10 protein-coding genes and 1 pseudogene are annotated in these 15,981 nt (G+C 45.6%); 6 read left to right on the plus strand and 5 right to left on the minus strand.

From position 1 onward, the window contains the following. Window positions 1-238: 238 nt before the first annotated feature. The 3 genes from FOR85_RS09025 to mutY all read left to right on the plus strand — a co-directional run bounded on the left by FOR85_RS09025 (window position 239) and on the right by mutY (window position 5,717). The gene (locus FOR85_RS09025) at window positions 239-3,133 is read left to right on the plus strand and encodes a DUF2339 domain-containing protein (RefSeq protein ID WP_223808588.1); all 2,895 of its coding nucleotides are present in this window, start codon (window positions 239-241) and stop codon (window positions 3,131-3,133) included. A gap of 134 nt (window positions 3,134-3,267) precedes the next feature. Beyond that, window positions 3,268-4,224: a ribosome biogenesis GTPase YlqF gene (gene ylqF / locus FOR85_RS09030; protein WP_144297663.1), complete on the plus strand. Its 957-nt coding sequence runs from the start codon at window positions 3,268-3,270 to the stop codon at window positions 4,222-4,224. A gap of 257 nt (window positions 4,225-4,481) precedes the next feature. Next, on the plus strand, window positions 4,482-5,717 hold the full coding sequence (gene mutY / locus FOR85_RS09035) for an A/G-specific adenine glycosylase (protein WP_223808589.1): 1,236 nt from the start codon (window positions 4,482-4,484) through the stop codon (window positions 5,715-5,717). Window positions 5,718-5,813: 96 nt separating this feature from the next. Here mutY and FOR85_RS09040 read toward each other — a convergent pair whose 3' ends face one another. Together FOR85_RS09040 and rapA are read right to left on the minus strand one after the other, a co-directional pair. After that, the gene (locus FOR85_RS09040) at window positions 5,814-6,716 is read right to left on the minus strand and encodes an acyl-CoA thioesterase II (RefSeq protein WP_144297665.1); all 903 of its coding nucleotides are present in this window, start codon (window positions 6,714-6,716) and stop codon (window positions 5,814-5,816) included. A gap of 448 nt (window positions 6,717-7,164) precedes the next feature. Further along, window positions 7,165-10,053: an RNA polymerase-associated protein RapA gene (gene rapA, locus FOR85_RS09045; protein ID WP_190295533.1), complete on the minus strand. Its 2,889-nt coding sequence runs from the start codon at window positions 10,051-10,053 to the stop codon at window positions 7,165-7,167. A gap of 378 nt (window positions 10,054-10,431) precedes the next feature. Between rapA and FOR85_RS09050 the strand changes: the two genes are divergently transcribed. The 3 genes and pseudogenes from FOR85_RS09050 to FOR85_RS09060 all read left to right on the plus strand — a co-directional run. Further along, window positions 10,432-12,357 carry an ATP-binding protein gene (locus FOR85_RS09050; protein WP_223808590.1) on the plus strand — a complete coding sequence of 642 codons (1,926 nt, stop codon included), beginning with the start codon at window positions 10,432-10,434 and terminating at the stop codon, window positions 12,355-12,357. Window positions 12,358-12,453: 96 nt separating this feature from the next. Next, window positions 12,454-13,416 (plus strand): response regulator, encoded by a 963-nt coding sequence (locus FOR85_RS09055; protein ID WP_144297666.1) that lies wholly within the window; start codon window positions 12,454-12,456, stop codon window positions 13,414-13,416. A 33-nt stretch (window positions 13,417-13,449) separates the two neighbouring features. Continuing rightward, window positions 13,450-14,232 (plus strand): annotated as a pseudogene (locus FOR85_RS09060) (NAD(P)-dependent oxidoreductase); the annotation flags it as partial. Between the two features lie 192 nt (window positions 14,233-14,424). Here FOR85_RS09060 and FOR85_RS12800 read toward each other — a convergent pair. From FOR85_RS12800 to FOR85_RS12810, 3 genes are read right to left on the minus strand one after another with little or no spacing between them, the layout of a single operon-like run. Then, window positions 14,425-15,288, minus strand: a complete 864-nt coding sequence (locus tag FOR85_RS12800; protein WP_223808591.1) for an NAD(P)/FAD-dependent oxidoreductase — start codon at window positions 15,286-15,288, stop codon at window positions 14,425-14,427. A gap of 15 nt (window positions 15,289-15,303) precedes the next feature. Beyond that, window positions 15,304-15,774: a SidA/IucD/PvdA family monooxygenase gene (locus tag FOR85_RS12805; protein WP_223808592.1), complete on the minus strand. Its 471-nt coding sequence runs from the start codon at window positions 15,772-15,774 to the stop codon at window positions 15,304-15,306. Continuing rightward, complete coding sequence (locus tag FOR85_RS12810; RefSeq protein WP_223808593.1) at window positions 15,740-15,961, minus strand: hypothetical protein; 222 nt, start codon at window positions 15,959-15,961, stop codon at window positions 15,740-15,742. The genes FOR85_RS12805 and FOR85_RS12810 overlap by 35 nt, the downstream gene beginning before the upstream one ends. Window positions 15,962-15,981 lie beyond the last annotated feature (20 nt).

Raw genomic sequence — 15,981 nt, forward strand, 5'->3', positions numbered from 1 at the left:
TCACTTTCTCAGAAAGCGACCCCTATTTTTCGTCATTATACACAATAACTACCATGACCAATCTTGTGCTTATGAGCAAATAACGTCATCATCACTCTATTATAAGTGGGATTGAGTAACGAGGATGTTATATCTATTGATAAATCAGCTGGGCTGGCTGGCTTTTATGGCTTTATTGATCGTGGTGTTCATACTATACGCCAGGATAAGCCAACAAATCAGACAGTTGCGTCATGATATGACAGCGCTACAAGCTGAGCTTAAACGGCAAGAAGAGGGCTTGATCACAGCAAAATCTTCTCACGCCGATATAAATAGCGATCAAGAAAGTCAATTTGCATCAGTGCCTGACACCTCTCCAACCTTGCGGTCATCAATGCCGCCACCGATACCGTTAGCAGCAGTAGATTTGGTTACAGCCGCTGACGCTAGTCCCACGCCGATAGAAAATATCGTGTTAACGCAAAAATCGACAAAATCGAAACCCCCTGTTACAACGATAGAGCCAGACGAGCGCTCCTTGCCTATCGTCACCTCCATTATTCACTCTATGCAAAACTGGTTTTTTGGCGGCAACTTAGTAGTGCGCGTTGGGGTATTGGTGTTGCTCGTCGGGGTGGTGTTATTACTGCGCTTATTAAGCGACTATATTGAAATACCCATCGCCTTTAAACTCATTGCCATAGGCGTCCTCGGTTTAGGGTTAGCAGCTTTAGGATTAAAATTAGTAAAAAACCGCTTTGCTTACGGCATCACTTTGCAAGGCGCAGGATTGGCGATTGCTTATCTAACCACCTTTTTTGCCTATAGCGTTTATCAAGTGCTGGCAAGTCTACCAAGCTTTATAGGACTTGGTTTATTATCAGCACTTACCGTCGTTTTAGCCGTCCGTCAAAACGCCTTTCCTTTGGCATTACTGGCATTATCGGGCGGCTTTTTTGCGCCTATATTGACCAGTCAGGATACAGGCAGCTTGACGGTTTTGTTTAGCTATTACTTATTACTAAACGTGACTATTGCAGTAATTGCTCATTATCGTCCGTGGAAAGTGCTCAATATTTTTGGGTCAGGAGTCACGTTTGGGCTGGCTTATTATTGGGGACTGACAGAGAACGTAACGGTAATTATTGATAATCAGCGTTGGTCATTGGTGGTACTGGTTGCCCTACATCTCATTCTGTATTTATTTGTGGTGATTCGCTACGCGCAACAAATCATTGCTTATAACGATGACAATGAAGCGATTATGAACGTGGCTAATGTTGAAGAACGACGTTCTAGCTATGTATTCCCTATCGATATTGGTCTGTTATTCTCCGTGCCGATATTGGCATTTGGCTTATTTTCTGCCTTATTGCAGGATATTCATCATGCGTTGACCATTGTTAGTGCTATTTTAGCGATGATTTATCTGGGTCTTGGTTGGCGCTTTATTAAACGCAGTCAGCGCTATGCTCTGATTACTGAAGGTATGCTGGCGTTAGGGTTTGGCTTTTTAGCATTAGTGATTCCGCTGGCACTTGATGCAGAATGGATTGCCTTTGGCTGGTCGGTACAAGGGCTAGCCTTGGTATGGTTTGGACGGCGCTCACTACGTGCATGGTCAGTATTGTTTGGGTTGTTATTGCAGCTGCTCAGTATCGCGATGCTGATGATAACTGTGGTCTTTACGATCAAAGATTATCCAACGTTGGCGTTGACGATTTCGGCGCTCAGCTATCTAGCTACGATGTTTATCTTACGCGCCAGCAACTCGCCTATTGATGACGCCAACAACCAGCTTAACGCCAATCATACGCTGACTGCCTATACTAAAGCTTTGGGCATTGGTGAACTCGCTACTAAGCAATGGCTTACCAGTATCAATAGCCAAAGTATGGCGTTTAACTTGATGTGGCGCAGTCCAAATTTAGGTCGCTTTTTAACCTTTACTGCAATGGTTTGGCTGCTGTACGTATTGGTGATTGATTTTGACCACTGGCTTGCCAGCCGGCGCTTAGCAACGACGGCGCTGCTAGGATTGGCCACCTTAACCAGCCTAGCTATTTATCAAACAATCAATCACTATCATGCGTGGCGCGAGATTAGGCAGTTTAGCCATGGGTTATTGCTGCTATTTTATGCCGCACTACTGTTTCAACTGCCACAAAAGTATGAATTTGATCATCAATGGACAACCTTTCATTGGCCGATATTTATTGCCTTATTCATAGGTTGGTTAGTCGTTGGGCAACTATGGTTAAAGTCATGGCATAAAGAATTGGAGTTAAAAAGTTTTGATAGCGCGAGCTGGCTTGGTGCTGGCATTATCCTGTTGGCAGAAGCTATGCATTATGGCTTGCCTGATTCAAAAGGCGTCATGACTATTTTAGTTCCGGTTGCCTTTATGCTGGCTGGATTATGGTGGACACAGCGTCATGCTATGGTTCAGTACAATGATAAGCAATCAAAAGCAGCTAATTCAGCGCTTGCGCCTTATTGGTTCGACTGGCATCAGGCATTATTAGATAGCGCCAAACTCTTTGTGCCTATGGCTTTAGGCTGGGCTATTTTTACCAACTTCACTTACGATGGCGTCATTTGGCAGCTACCCTATTTCCCCCTATTTAACTTATATGATGTGACGTTATGGCTGGTGGTTTTTTACAGCTTGGGCGTTTATTTGCTCCGTCAGCCACATGGCATGAAATCGAGAAACCTATTAAGCGCTATTCCTAAAAACGATATGCTATTAATTATCTTAGCGCTGATTGGCCTTTGGATAGGTTCTAGTATGTTGGTTAGAACGCTGCATGCATTTATCGACACGCCGTTATGGACTGGCGGCTCATACGACGTGACAGGGGGCGCTTGGAGCAGCGAGCAGGTACAGACGGGATTGACCATTTTATGGACGCTCATTGCTTTGGTCGCCACTATCATCGCCAGCCGCTATGGACAGCGAACACTATGGTTTATGGGCATTGGACTGCTGGGCGTTGTGGTGCTAAAACTGGTAATCGTCGATTTATCACAAACCGAGGCAATTTGGCGGGTGATTTCCTTCCTTGGTGCGGGTAGCTTAATCTTGGTCATTGGTTATTTAGCGCCATTGCCACCAGCACGTGAGGATTTAACAGACGAGTTTGAATAATAGTCTGCTCTGTGCGTTACGTTAAATGAAATGTTAACGTGGTGACGCTGGTTGTGTAGTAAACTGGACGCCATTAAAGAGTAAGCAAAGAGTGTCTTACTTTTAGCATTTTTTATAAAAGGTTATAAAAGCAGATGGATAAGAGAGCAAGTATTCAGTGGTTCCCTGGGCATATGAACAAGGCCCGTAACGAAATCAAAGAAATCATGCCGCAGATGGACGTCGTCATTGAAGTGATTGACGCGCGTATTCCTTATAGTAGCGAAAACCCAATGGTCGCGGCATTACGTGGCGAAAAACCGGTCATCAAAATTTTAAACAAAGCCGACCTTGCTGATCCTGAATTGACTAAAGCGTGGATGGAATATCTTGAGCAACAAGATGGCGTCAAAGCCATCGCTTGCGACAATAATAAAGCCGATGACGTCAAACGTATTATCGCGATATGCAAATCCCTCGTACCCAATAAAGTCGGCACCGGTCGTCAAATCAAAGCCATGATAATGGGTATTCCAAACGTTGGTAAATCGACCTTGATTAATACCTTAGCTGGACGCGCCGTGGCAAGAACCGGCGACGAGCCTGCCGTCACTAAGTCGCAGCAGCTGATTAAACTTGACGATGACATCATGCTCTATGATACCCCCGGTATGTTATGGCCAAAGGTTGAAAACGAAAATTCTGGCTATCGCTTGGCGGCGACCGGCGGTATTCGTGATACTGCTTTTGACTTCGCCGATGTGGCCAGTTATACCGCTGAGTATCTCATGCAAGCCTATCCTGAACTGCTAAAAACCCGCTATAAGATTGAAGAATTACCCAAGACCGATTGGGAGTTTCTTGAAGTGGCGGGACGTAATCGCGGCTGCGTGCGCGCGGGCAATCAAGTCGATACCTACCGCATGTCTGAGATTTTGATTAACGAGTTACGTAGCGGCAAGCTTGGAAATATTACCCTCGAGACGCCAGAAATGACTGAAGCTGAAGAAATTGTGGTCGCTGAACAACGAGTCGCAGCCGAAGAGAAAAGAATCGCTAAAGAAGAAGAAAAACGTTTGCGTCGTTTAAAAACGCGGAAGAATCGGAAGTAGATCGAACTTAGATAAAGTTGTAGGGTGCGCCTAGCGCACCTGTTATATTCTATTATTTACCTTTAACTTATCTGAAGGTTTACTCAAAATTTACTTGGCAAACAAGACAGTGAATTATAGCTCCATTCCTTGATTTTCATTCCCCGATACTGAAAACCAAGCTCATCTACTATTGTCTTGTATCAATCGTATTACACCCCATAAACACTGTTTGTCCCAAACGTTATATATCCCTGTTCAATTTACAAGGAATACTCTTGCCTACTCAATTTTCTCAGTCATTAACTTCTCTGGATTCATTCGCTCCCCGCCTGCTCGATTGGTTCGCTGAAAACGGTCGCCACGATCTGCCGTGGCAACAGCACCAGACTGACACCCCCAACCCTTATATCGTTTGGCTATCAGAAGTCATGCTCCAGCAAACGCAAGTAATGACAGTGCTGCCCTACTTTGCCCGCTTTATGGCGTCGTTTCCGACGGTGCAAGATTTAGCCGCAGCAGAATGGGATATGGTGGCGGAACACTGGGCAGGACTTGGCTACTATGCGCGCGCGCGTAATCTGCATAAAGGCGCAAAGCAATTGGTTGCAGTAATTGATGAGACGGGCGACTTTCCGCAAACACTAGCAGGTTGGGAAGCGATTTCTGGCGTTGGCCCTTCGACCGCTGGGGCGATTATGGCAATGGGGCTACATCGTTATGGCGTGATCTGTGATGGTAATGTCAAACGCGTTCTCACCCGCTGGGCGGCTATCGATGGTGATATTACCAAGTCTGTTACTACCAAAGAGCTGTGGGCATTGGCGGAGCGTTTAACACCAAGAGAGAACTCAGGATTGTTTGCGCAAGCCATGATGGATATGGGTGCAACCTTATGTACGCGTAGCAAACCTGCTTGTCTATTGTGCCCATTACAAGATGATTGCTTAGCCCATGCGCAGGGTCGCGAAACCGATTATCCAGTCAAGGCCAAAAAACAGCCCAAGCCCAGCAAAGTTAGCAATGCACTATTGATTAAAGATACGGATGGCAAAATACTGTGGCTACAGCGTCCTGATAACGGCATTTGGGGCGGACTATGGAGTTTGCCTTTGCAATTTGTTGAGAAAATTGACGGTAAAGCTACTGCTAAAAATTCGGAAGCCAGCGATGATAAATCATTAAAAGTTACTAGCAATGAAAAAGTCTATGAAAAAGAGTATGAAACAGAATTTACCACCGCTGAGCAAATTATCAATGAATGGTTGGATAAGCATAGTTTAGCAGCCGCGCCCATTAATAAAACCTTGCTTGATGACGCGCCTATCAAACACTCACTAACTCATTTCCATTGGTATTTAACGCCGCAATCACTAACTTTAACGAATGAGCAAACGGCTGATTTGACCAAAGCCTTGCAAGCAGCGGAAATTAATATAAATTGGTCAAATGCTGAAGATGCACAAGCGACACTTGGATTGCCACGAGCGATGATGAAGATTTTGGAAGCATAAGTTAGGGAAACCAAGTAACCTTTATAAAAAAAGCGACTCAAAATATACTCTGAGTCGCTTTTTTCATTTATAACCTACAAAAAACTAAGAAAAAACTTAAGATTTGGGCACCCGCAAACGCATCAGGCCTTCTTGTTGTACCGTTGCGACCAATCGACCATCTTGCCAAAACTGACCGTGATTTAAGCCTTTGGCATTAGAGGTCGTGTCGCTCCACATGTCATATAGCAGCCAATTATTTAAATCAAAATCACGATGAAAATGCATCGAGTGATCAATACTCGCCGCTTGCAAACCACTGGTCATAAAGCTGACCCCATGTGACATCAGCCCCGTACCGACCAAGTAAAAATCAGACGAAAACGCCAATAGTGCTTGCTGAATGGCCACAGGCTGCTTGCCAAGCTCACGGATACGCAGCCAGTTTGCTTGCTTGGGTTTCATCGGTTCTGGATGAATCGGATCACGCGGCTTAATCGGTTTAATCTCGACATGACGATGACGCATAAAACGCGCTTTTAGGGCATCAGGAACCTTTCCAACATACTGCTCTTTTAAATCTTGCTCATCAAGCAAGTCTTCTGGCGGCGGATACACGGGCATATCTTCTTGATATTCCAAGCCCTCTTCCATTGGTGAGAACGAAGCAATCATCGAAAATATCACTTGCTCGACAGGCGCTTTACCGCGCACTTCTTTATACTGAATTGCCGTGACTTCACGTGCTGACAGACTGCGACCATCACGCAGGCGGCGTACTTGGTAAATCACCGGCTGATTGATATCGCCGCCGCGCAAAAAATAACCATGCAGCGAATGACAAGGTTTGTCTTTATCGAGCGTATGCGATGCGGCCATAATTGCTTGCGCCAGCACTTGCCCGCCAAAAATACGACTGCCCACATAATCGTGGCTTTTACCTTCAAAAACATCAGGGCTGACTTCGATAAGCGCGACGGTAGCGAGCAGCTCATCGATCAGTTGCGGATAATCAGACATGACGATAGGTTTCCTTATTTTGATCAATCACGCCAAGCATTGAGATATAAGCGATCAAGGGTCAAGCTTATCAATACGATACGGCTTAAGCCAATGCGGCGTTTTAATTTAAAATAATATGTATAGTAGGTTCATTTTAAAACTGTTATGGCATGACTATTATAGTTTGCACTAAACAGCCAGATAACGCTGACAACGCCAAATAAATAGCCAGTAAAATGATTAGCAATCGCTCATTATAAAGCGAAAAGCCAATCATCTTAGCGAATATTAAAGATTTTGACTAGGCAGTCGCCGCCTTACGAGTCGGTTTAACGCTTTTTTAGTTTAATAATCATGCGCAAGTAATTATCTAAACAAGTAGCTATCTAAACAAGCAGCATCTAAGCTCACAAACATAAATAAAAAACGAGATGATGAAACACCTCGTTTTTTATTTGACTTTATATTATGGCTTTACAGCGACCAGCACGCGGATAGAGTCTGGCACCAGCGATAAATTGCCTAGTGCTTGCTCGCCTTGGGCTTTTAGCTGCTCTAGACGCTCAATCTCTTCTGGGCGGACGTTAGGATTGATGGTTTGCAGATGCTTTAGGCGTTTGATTTCACGTGACCACTGCTGACTAAAGCGCGCGCTTGCTTGTTCACCAATCTCTTCTAGCTGCTGACGGGCAATATCTTCAGCTTCATAATAGCGCTGCTCAATCACATCGCCGCGTACTTTTATCACTTGGCGGGCGCGGTTTTTATCCAAGCGCTCAGTATGCGGCATAATCATATCGCTGCTAATACGGGCTGATAAATCACTGCCCTGCTCACTGATAAAGACACGGATATTTTGTGTGGTTAAAGTCGCAGGTAAATTGAGCAATCTTGGCGCAATCGCTTCGACGCGGAAATTCACTTCTAGCAGCACCATACCTTGCGGGACGGCAGCGCTCTTTAGCATCGCAACGGTGGTATTACCAAAGGTGCTGGTACTTGCCAGCTCATAAATCGCGCGCATCAACGGATGCTCATGGGTGATAAATTCGATATCTTCACGCTGCAGCGCTTGCTTGCGCTCAAAGGTCAGCGTCATACCATCTTCATCACCGAGCGGCAGACCGTCGATATAGTCACTAATCTCAGTGCTATCAATCGGCGCAATCACCCATGAACCATCACGTTGGATATTGTGGTCGATATTGGCGGAAGCAAAGAAGCGCTCGATAAATTGCGGCAATAGATTATGTTTATCAAAATCATGCATGGCATCGGCAATACGCCCAGCAACGCGCGGACGGCATGAGTTGTACTCAAGTAAGCGATCGCGACCAGCTTGTAGCTGTGCTTCGAGTCCCAAGCGCGTTTGCTGTGCTTCTTCGATAATCTCCTGCAAAGTGGTGCGGTTAGCGTCGGTATCCGCGCCTTCAAGCAGCAGTTTCAACTCTTGGATATATTGCTCTTGTACGCTTTGCGCCGTTGGAGAAATCTGATTAAACATATTGAGCGCGTCGTTATACCAGCGGTACAGTCGCTCTTGCGCCGTTCCTCGTACATAAGGAACGTGCAGCATAATTTGCTGTGTCTGCCCGATACGGTCTAGGCGACCGATACGCTGCTCTAACGTATCTGGATTGGCAGGCAGGTCCCACAATATCAGCTGGCTTGCAAACTGGAAGTTGCGACCTTCTGAGCCAATCTCTGAGCAGAGTAATATCTGCGCGCCTTCTAAGTCGGCGAAAAACGCCGCCGCTTGGTCACGCTCAAGTAAGGTCATCTGCTCAGTAAAGATAGCGGTTTTAATACCAGCATGTAGACGCAATACCGCCTCTAAACTTTCAACCGTCGCCCCACTCCGAGCAATCAACAATACTTTTTTATGCTTAAGCTCACCCTTTAAGATATCAATCAACCACGGCACACGTGGGTCATCTTCTAACCAGCTACCGTCAGGTTGGTTTTCTTCGCCCCAAAGCTGCTCGCGCAATTTACCCTTGGTTTGATAGCTATCTACCCATGCTTCAGGTAGCGGCAATGGATATGGCTGGCTGCTACGCCCATAGAAGCCTTTGACGCTTTCACGGGTATTACGGAATAAAATACGTCCCGTGCCATGACGGTCAAGGAGTTCATTGAGCGCATAAGTACGCAGTTTTTCGTCGTCATTAATGTTTGCTAATTCATCGATACTAATAGAAAGCAGATGACTTAACGCCGCTATTTGACCGTCGCTTAACGGTTTATCTTCGATTAAGACACTGGCAACAGCGGCAGTTTCGGCAAAGGCTTCTTGGCTATCGATAAATTCATCAAGGTCATCAAAGCGATCGGGGTCTAATAAACGCAGACGGGCAAAGTGGCTTTGGGCGCCAAGCTGCTCAGGTGTTGCCGTTAATAGCATGACACCCGGTGTCTCTTCGGCAAAGTCAGCAATGAGGTCATATTTATCATTGCCGCCTTGTGCTTCATCCCAATGCAGGTGATGCGCTTCATCGACGACCAATAAATCAAAACCCGCTTCCATCGCTTGATCGTACAAATCTGGATGGTCAAGCAATAAGTCCATGCCGGCAATGATACATTGCTCGGTCGTAAAGACGTTTTGCTCAGGGTCGTGCTCTTTAATCGCAGCGGTACGTACCAAATCAAATAAGGCAAAATTTAGATTAAAGCGGCGGCGTAGCTCAATCATCCACTGATATTGCAAACTGTCTGGTACAAGAATTAGGACGCGCTCAGCTTTGCCAGTCAGTAGCTGCTGATGAATAATCAGACCTGCTTCAATGGTCTTACCCAAGCCAACTTCGTCAGCAAGCAAGACACGCGGGGCGATGCGTTTGCCGACTTCATGGGCAATATACAGCTGATGCTCGATGATATCGACACGTGCGCCCATCAAGCCTTTGAGTGGGTGACCTGCTAGCGCCGATTGCATACGCAAGATATCTTGACGCAGCTCATACCAATCGCCACGTTCAATACGACCAGCAAGCAGACGCTCAAGCGGCTTGGCAAGCGTGATATTGGCCGCCAAACGGGTTTCCATAATGCCTTTTTCATGCTCATCGACACTGTATTTGAGCACGCCCATCACTTCTTCGACCGCGGTTACGGTATAGGTTTTACCGGCTTGGTCAGAAATGCTATCGCCTTCTTTGAACACCACGCGCGATAACGGCGCAGAATTTTTGGCGTAGACGCGGGTCTCTTCACTTTGTGGAAATAAGATATGTACACAGCGGTCATCAACATCGATGACCACCCCCAAGCCAAGCTCAGACTCCGTATCAGATAAATAACGTTGACCAACGGCAAATTCGGTGCTGTGCAATGAAGCGATAGAGATAGTCATAAGGCGATGTCTTTTGTACTCAGATGATAAGAAAATAGATAGTTAATGAATCAAGCCACAATCATACAAACAATCACGCAAGGATTTAGTCAATTAATAGCTCAAACTCATTAATAAGTTGCTGGTCATTGAAGCTATCAGCAACGCCCAACTTGTCAGCTAGGTCGATGGATAAAACAGACCATTATATAACGTTAGCGCCTAGATGAGTGCGTTAAGTTAACTTTTCAAGAGCACTTTTTGGCAAGATTATTGCAATTGTTTGGCAAGATTATTGGAATACTGCGCTTAAGTAACTTTTTAGAAATCCATATATAACGACTCACAAGTAAAGAAAAAGGCGCACTGGGCGCCAATACCGCCACCCATCCATTTTTGATGGTGCGTCAAAACGGCGATTATCAAGCGGTACTCAGCGACCCAAACCCTGCCAATCCTTATTATCAAGAAGACTGGTTTAGCGTTTTGAAATTGCTCAAACCTGAAAGCTGTATTTGGAACCATGTCCGCGCCAGCCAAACCAAAGGCGAGCTGGCGATGAGCTGCGGTGTCGCCATCGAGCGTGACAACCAGTTCTGGGGTGCCAGTACCGTCAACTTTACCCTCAACCAGCTGCAAGAAAACATCGTTAAGCTCAGCGAAAGCTCAGGCTCAGGTTATATTTTACTGCTCGATAACAGTGACAAAGTTATCGCCTCCTCTAATCCTGAGCGCTTAAGCTATATCGACGAAGCCACCGGCACACCGCTCGATATCAAGCAAGTTATCAACGCTGACCCTGCTTGGAATCCGGTACTAAACTTCTTGGAGATGCAGCGTAAAGAGACTATCGAGCGCGTTGCCGCTAGCGTATCGCCGCAAGTCCAGCAGGTATTGACCACGCTTGATAAAGCCGAAACCGGTACGTCAAAAGGCTATTATCTCGTCAACTACGCCGCTTATCTAAACAACGGTGAAAATAAGCAAAACGCGATGGACAGCCGTTTATTGCAGAGCTTCGAGTTAGAAAAAGACAGCTATTATAACGGCAGCCAAGCGTACGTATTTGAGATTCCTGAGACTTATTGGAAACTTATCGTCGTCCAGCCTGATGCTGAAATTAACGCCATCGCTGACAATCTAAGTAAAAATCTGATTAACTGGATTGCCCTCGCGCTACTTATCACCGCGGGTTTGATTTACTTTATGCTCACTTATTTAGCGTTTAAACCGTTAAAAGAAACCACCGATAAAATCTCGCAAGCGGAAAACCTGATTAATGATAAGCAATACAATAAGCTAAGTGAGGTTAAATTCGCCGAAGGTCGCAACGAGATTGGGCTGGTAAACGGCTCTATTAATGACCTCCTAGACCGTATCCAATCTAACGAAGGTAAGCTTGCCAATATTAATCAGCAGCTAGAGATTAAAGTTGAAGAGCGTACCGCTGAGCTACAAGAGACGCTAAAAGAGCTGAAAAACTCTCAGCTGCAATTGATCCGTTCAGAAAAAATGGCAACCTTGGGTCAAATGGTGGCGGGCGTCGCTCATGAGGTTAATACGCCATTATCTTATGTGCAAAACAACCTTGAGATTATCGGTCAGTTGACTGAGCAATACGAAGAGTTGATTGAGTTGGTACAAGGGTTAAAAGCCGCTAAAACTGATGCCGCTACTGATGGCAAAATTGATAAGTTATTGGCTTATATCGTCCGTGCGTCGGATGAAATCCAAGAAGATGATTTGTCCACTGAGCTTAAAGAGCTGATTAAAGACTCACTCTTTGGTGTCGAGCAAATCACCGAGATGGTCCTAAACCTACGTAACTTTGCCCGTCTTGATGAGTCAAAAGTGAAAACCATCGATGTGCGCGAATGTATCGAAGCGTCATTGAAAATCGCTGGCAACTCTATCAGACATCAAGAGATTGTCACTGATTTTGCGCCGACGCCTGAAATTAAATGCTCGCCGTCACAGATTAATCAGGTGCTAGTGAACTTGCTTAATAACGCCGCGCAAGCCATGGGCGAAAAACCAGATGGCAAAATCGAAGTGCGAACGCGCGCCGATGACAATCATGTCTATATCGATGTCAGCGACAATGGTAAAGGCATGAGCGCCGAGGTACTTAACCAAATCTTTGAGCCGTTCTTTACCACTAAGGGTGCGGGCGAAGGAACCGGTCTTGGGATGGCCATCAGTCAGCAGATTATGGAGCAGCATAATGGCGACATTAAAGCGGTTTCAACCGAAGGCGTTGGCACTACCTTTACCTTAACGCTACCGATTGATAATGATTTAACCGAACAAAGCCTAGCAGCATAAATGCTAGGTTCTGGTGTTCGTTTTGTTGTGAGCTCAATTGCTATTTAAATGATTATATAAAACTATCGTACTATTATTCATCATAAGGATATCATCATGAATGAATTTGACCATGAAATGGAAACCTCTGGCGACGAGCTAGGGTCTGTACCAAAACCGAAGTTGGCATTTATCGACGATGAACAACGTATTTTACGTTCGATGAAACTGCTGTTTCGTAAAACGCATGACGTTTTTATCACCACTGACCCGACTGAATATATCGACTATATCAAAAACAACCACGTACACGTGGCGGTCAGTGACCAGCGTATGCCTGAGCGCGTTGGTGTCGATATCTTGCGCGAAGTCAAAGAAGTATCGCCGTCTACCATGCGGATTTTATTGACCGGTTATGCTGATTTAAACGCGATTATTGGCTCTATTAACGATGGGGAGATTTATCGTTATTTGACCAAACCTTGTAAATCTGAGGAGCTACTTGCGGTCGTTGGCCGCGCTACCGAAATCGCGTTGACTTATAATCCAGATGAGGACGCGGAGCAATTTGATAGCTCGGGTAAAAAGCAGACACTGTTGGTCATCGATGAAACCGACGAGCTGATTGAGCAAATAAGCAAGCAGTTCTCGCATAGCTATAGAGTCCTGCACGCAGAAGGCTTAGAAGAAGCTTACGATTATTTGGCCAATGAAGATATCGGCGTGTGTATTACCGACATCAATGTCAGCGGCGAAAATATCGCGCCAATTATCTTTACCTTAAAACAAGATGCGCCGCACTTGGTGGTCTTGGTACAGACTGAATTCCAAGATGCAGGCTTGTTGATTGACTTGATTAATAAAGGTCAGGTCTATCGCTGCTTACCAAAACCAATGCGCGCCAGCCTCCTTGAGATTAGCGTCAACCGTGCCTTTCAGCATCATACAAAATTAAAAGCCAGCCCTGAATTGGTTAAGCGTTATGAAGTTGAGCATGACCCTGAAAACGACGTGCGTATTGATTTAAGCAGTCGCGTACGTAGTCTGATTGGCAAATTGCGCAAGCGTTTTTCTTTATAAGCGTTTTTCTTTATAAGCTTAGGAACGATATAAGTACAAATCAGCGCTGACGTCATTGCCAATCTGCCCAAACTTAAGCTTATCCAACTGACCGCAACAGGTATGAATAACGTCGATCAAGATGCCTGTGCTAAGCACAATATTGCGCTATATAACGTCGCGGGTTACGCGGTCAAAAGCGTGCCCGAGCATACCTTTATGCTGATGCTAACGGCCATGCGCGCAGGCATCTATTATCATGAAAAAGTTGCTGACGGTACGTGGCAAGATGATGGTAATTTCTGCTTACTTGATATTCCACTGATAGATTTGGAAGATAAGACGCTTGGTATTATTGGTGTTGGCACTATCGGTAAACGTGTCACCGACATCGCCCGCGCTTTTGGGATGACGGTATTGTGGGCGGAGCATCAAGGGCGTACGCCGCGTAATGAGGATTATACGGCGTTCGATGAGGTACTTGCGCAGTCTGATGTATTGAGCTTACATTGCCCATTAAACGAGCAAACCAAGCACATAATTAATAAAGACACCTTAGCAAAAATGGCTAAGCAGCCACTAGTTGTTAATGTCGCTCGTGGTGGTATTGTCGACAGCCAAGCGCTGAGCGATGCCATTAACAACGAGCAAATTATTGGTTATGCCACCGATGTATTTGAGCAAGAGCCGATTGTCAAAGACGACCCTTTATTAACCCTTTCTAATCATCCTCGGGTGATATTTAGCCCACATAACGCTTGGGGCAGCAAAAGCGCGCAAGAAACCTTATGGCAAATTTTAAGTAAGCAAGTTTCAGAATTTATCGATAAGCATTAAAAGACAATCACTAGGGCGCGTCCTCATTTTAAAAATGGTGATAAAAATGAGATAAATTGTAGCCAAACAAGGAAAATAGTGCCGTTAATATCGGGATATTACCAAGCTATTTGACGAAGTTTGGCAAAATTTAGCCATTTTTAGACCATTTAGATGTCCATCGATTGAATTGAGGACACGCCCTTATAACACTTAACGACTAAAGCGTAACCAATCGTCTTTTACTTTACGGTATTTAAGCATCACGCGGTCACTCAGATAATTATTGGTGACTCGCCAAGGATAAATATCGCCTTGTTTCGGTAATTCGTGTTGCGCGCGCTGCACGTAGCCTGCCGTTAGCGCGCCCATGACCGTATCTGGCTGCGTATGCGCCTCGCTATGCGCAGTTTTTGCGTGTGGCACTGCCACCTGATAACCGTGCTTGTGCATATGGTTGAGCAAGCGCAGCACATACTGACAAGCCAAATCGATTTTGAGCGTCCACGACGCATTGGTATAACCAAATAGCGCCACCATATTTGGTACACCTTCAATCATCACTGCCTTATACGTCATGCGTTTGCCAATATCAATTGCCCGTCCATCGATATATAGTTTCGCGCCGCCAAGCATTTGCAGCTTTAGCCCCGTTGCGGTCACAACAATATCAGCGTCAAGGTGTTTACCAGAATCAAGCATGATGCCAGTTTTGGTAAAGTGGCTGATTTGATCAGTCACGACGGCAGCGTGCTTGCCATGTAATGCTTTAAACAAATCGCTGTCTGGCACCGCACAAAGTCGCTCATCCCACGGATTATAAGTAGGCATAAAATGCGCAATATCAACTCCGCTGCCCTTTAACTCGGTTTTAACACTACGCTTTAATAAGGCTTTTATCACCTTGGGCGCAAAAACTGCCGCTCGATACGTCCCTTGTTGCATCAACACATTACGCGCGCGCAGTAGCTTATAAGCTTGCGTTTTTGATAACGGCGAAAATTTACCTGCCAGCCAATCAAGCGCATAATCATCGCCCGGTACACTTGCTACATAGGTCGGCGAGCGTTGTAGCATAGTGACGTGCTGCGCTCACTGCTCGCTTTCTTCATCGACCATAGCGGGCAGTAGCGTCATCGCGGTGGCACCGCTACCGATTATGACCACTTTTTTATCGTCATAATTGACGTTTTGCCAATGCTGCGGATGGATGATTTCACCTTGGAAATCTGCTTCGTTTTCAAAATGCGGGCGATAACCTTGCTCATAATCATAGTAGCCTGTAGCACCGACGACAAACTTTGCCGTTAAGGCAAATACCTCGCCGCTTACATGATTTTTTACCGTTGCCGTCCACTGCTGACTATGGCTTGACCAAGACAGTTGTTGCACCTCATGCTGATAGCGAATGTGCTCAGAGACGCCAAACACACGCGCGGTATCGGCAATATAGTTTTTAATATCACCGCCTTTTGCCAATACCCGATGGTCCAACCATGGACGAAAGCTATAGCCAAAGGTCAAAGCATCAGAATCGGAACGAATACCAGGATATGTAAACAAATCCCACGTACCGCCCAAACAGCCCTTTGTGCTTTTGCTGCTGCAATCGACACGCCATACCGATACCGGCAATCCCTGCGCCAATAATCAGCACCTCGCAATCGACGGGCGTCTTTGAGGTAGATGACGACGATTTAGGTTTAAAGCGCTGTTTAAGCGTCTGTTTAGCGGTATTGATATCAAGCATAATACGATCCTTGTTTTGCA

This window comes from Psychrobacter sp. YGAH215, from assembly GCF_007280595.1.
GTDB classification, from domain to species: domain Bacteria; phylum Pseudomonadota; class Gammaproteobacteria; order Pseudomonadales; family Moraxellaceae; genus Psychrobacter; species Psychrobacter faecalis.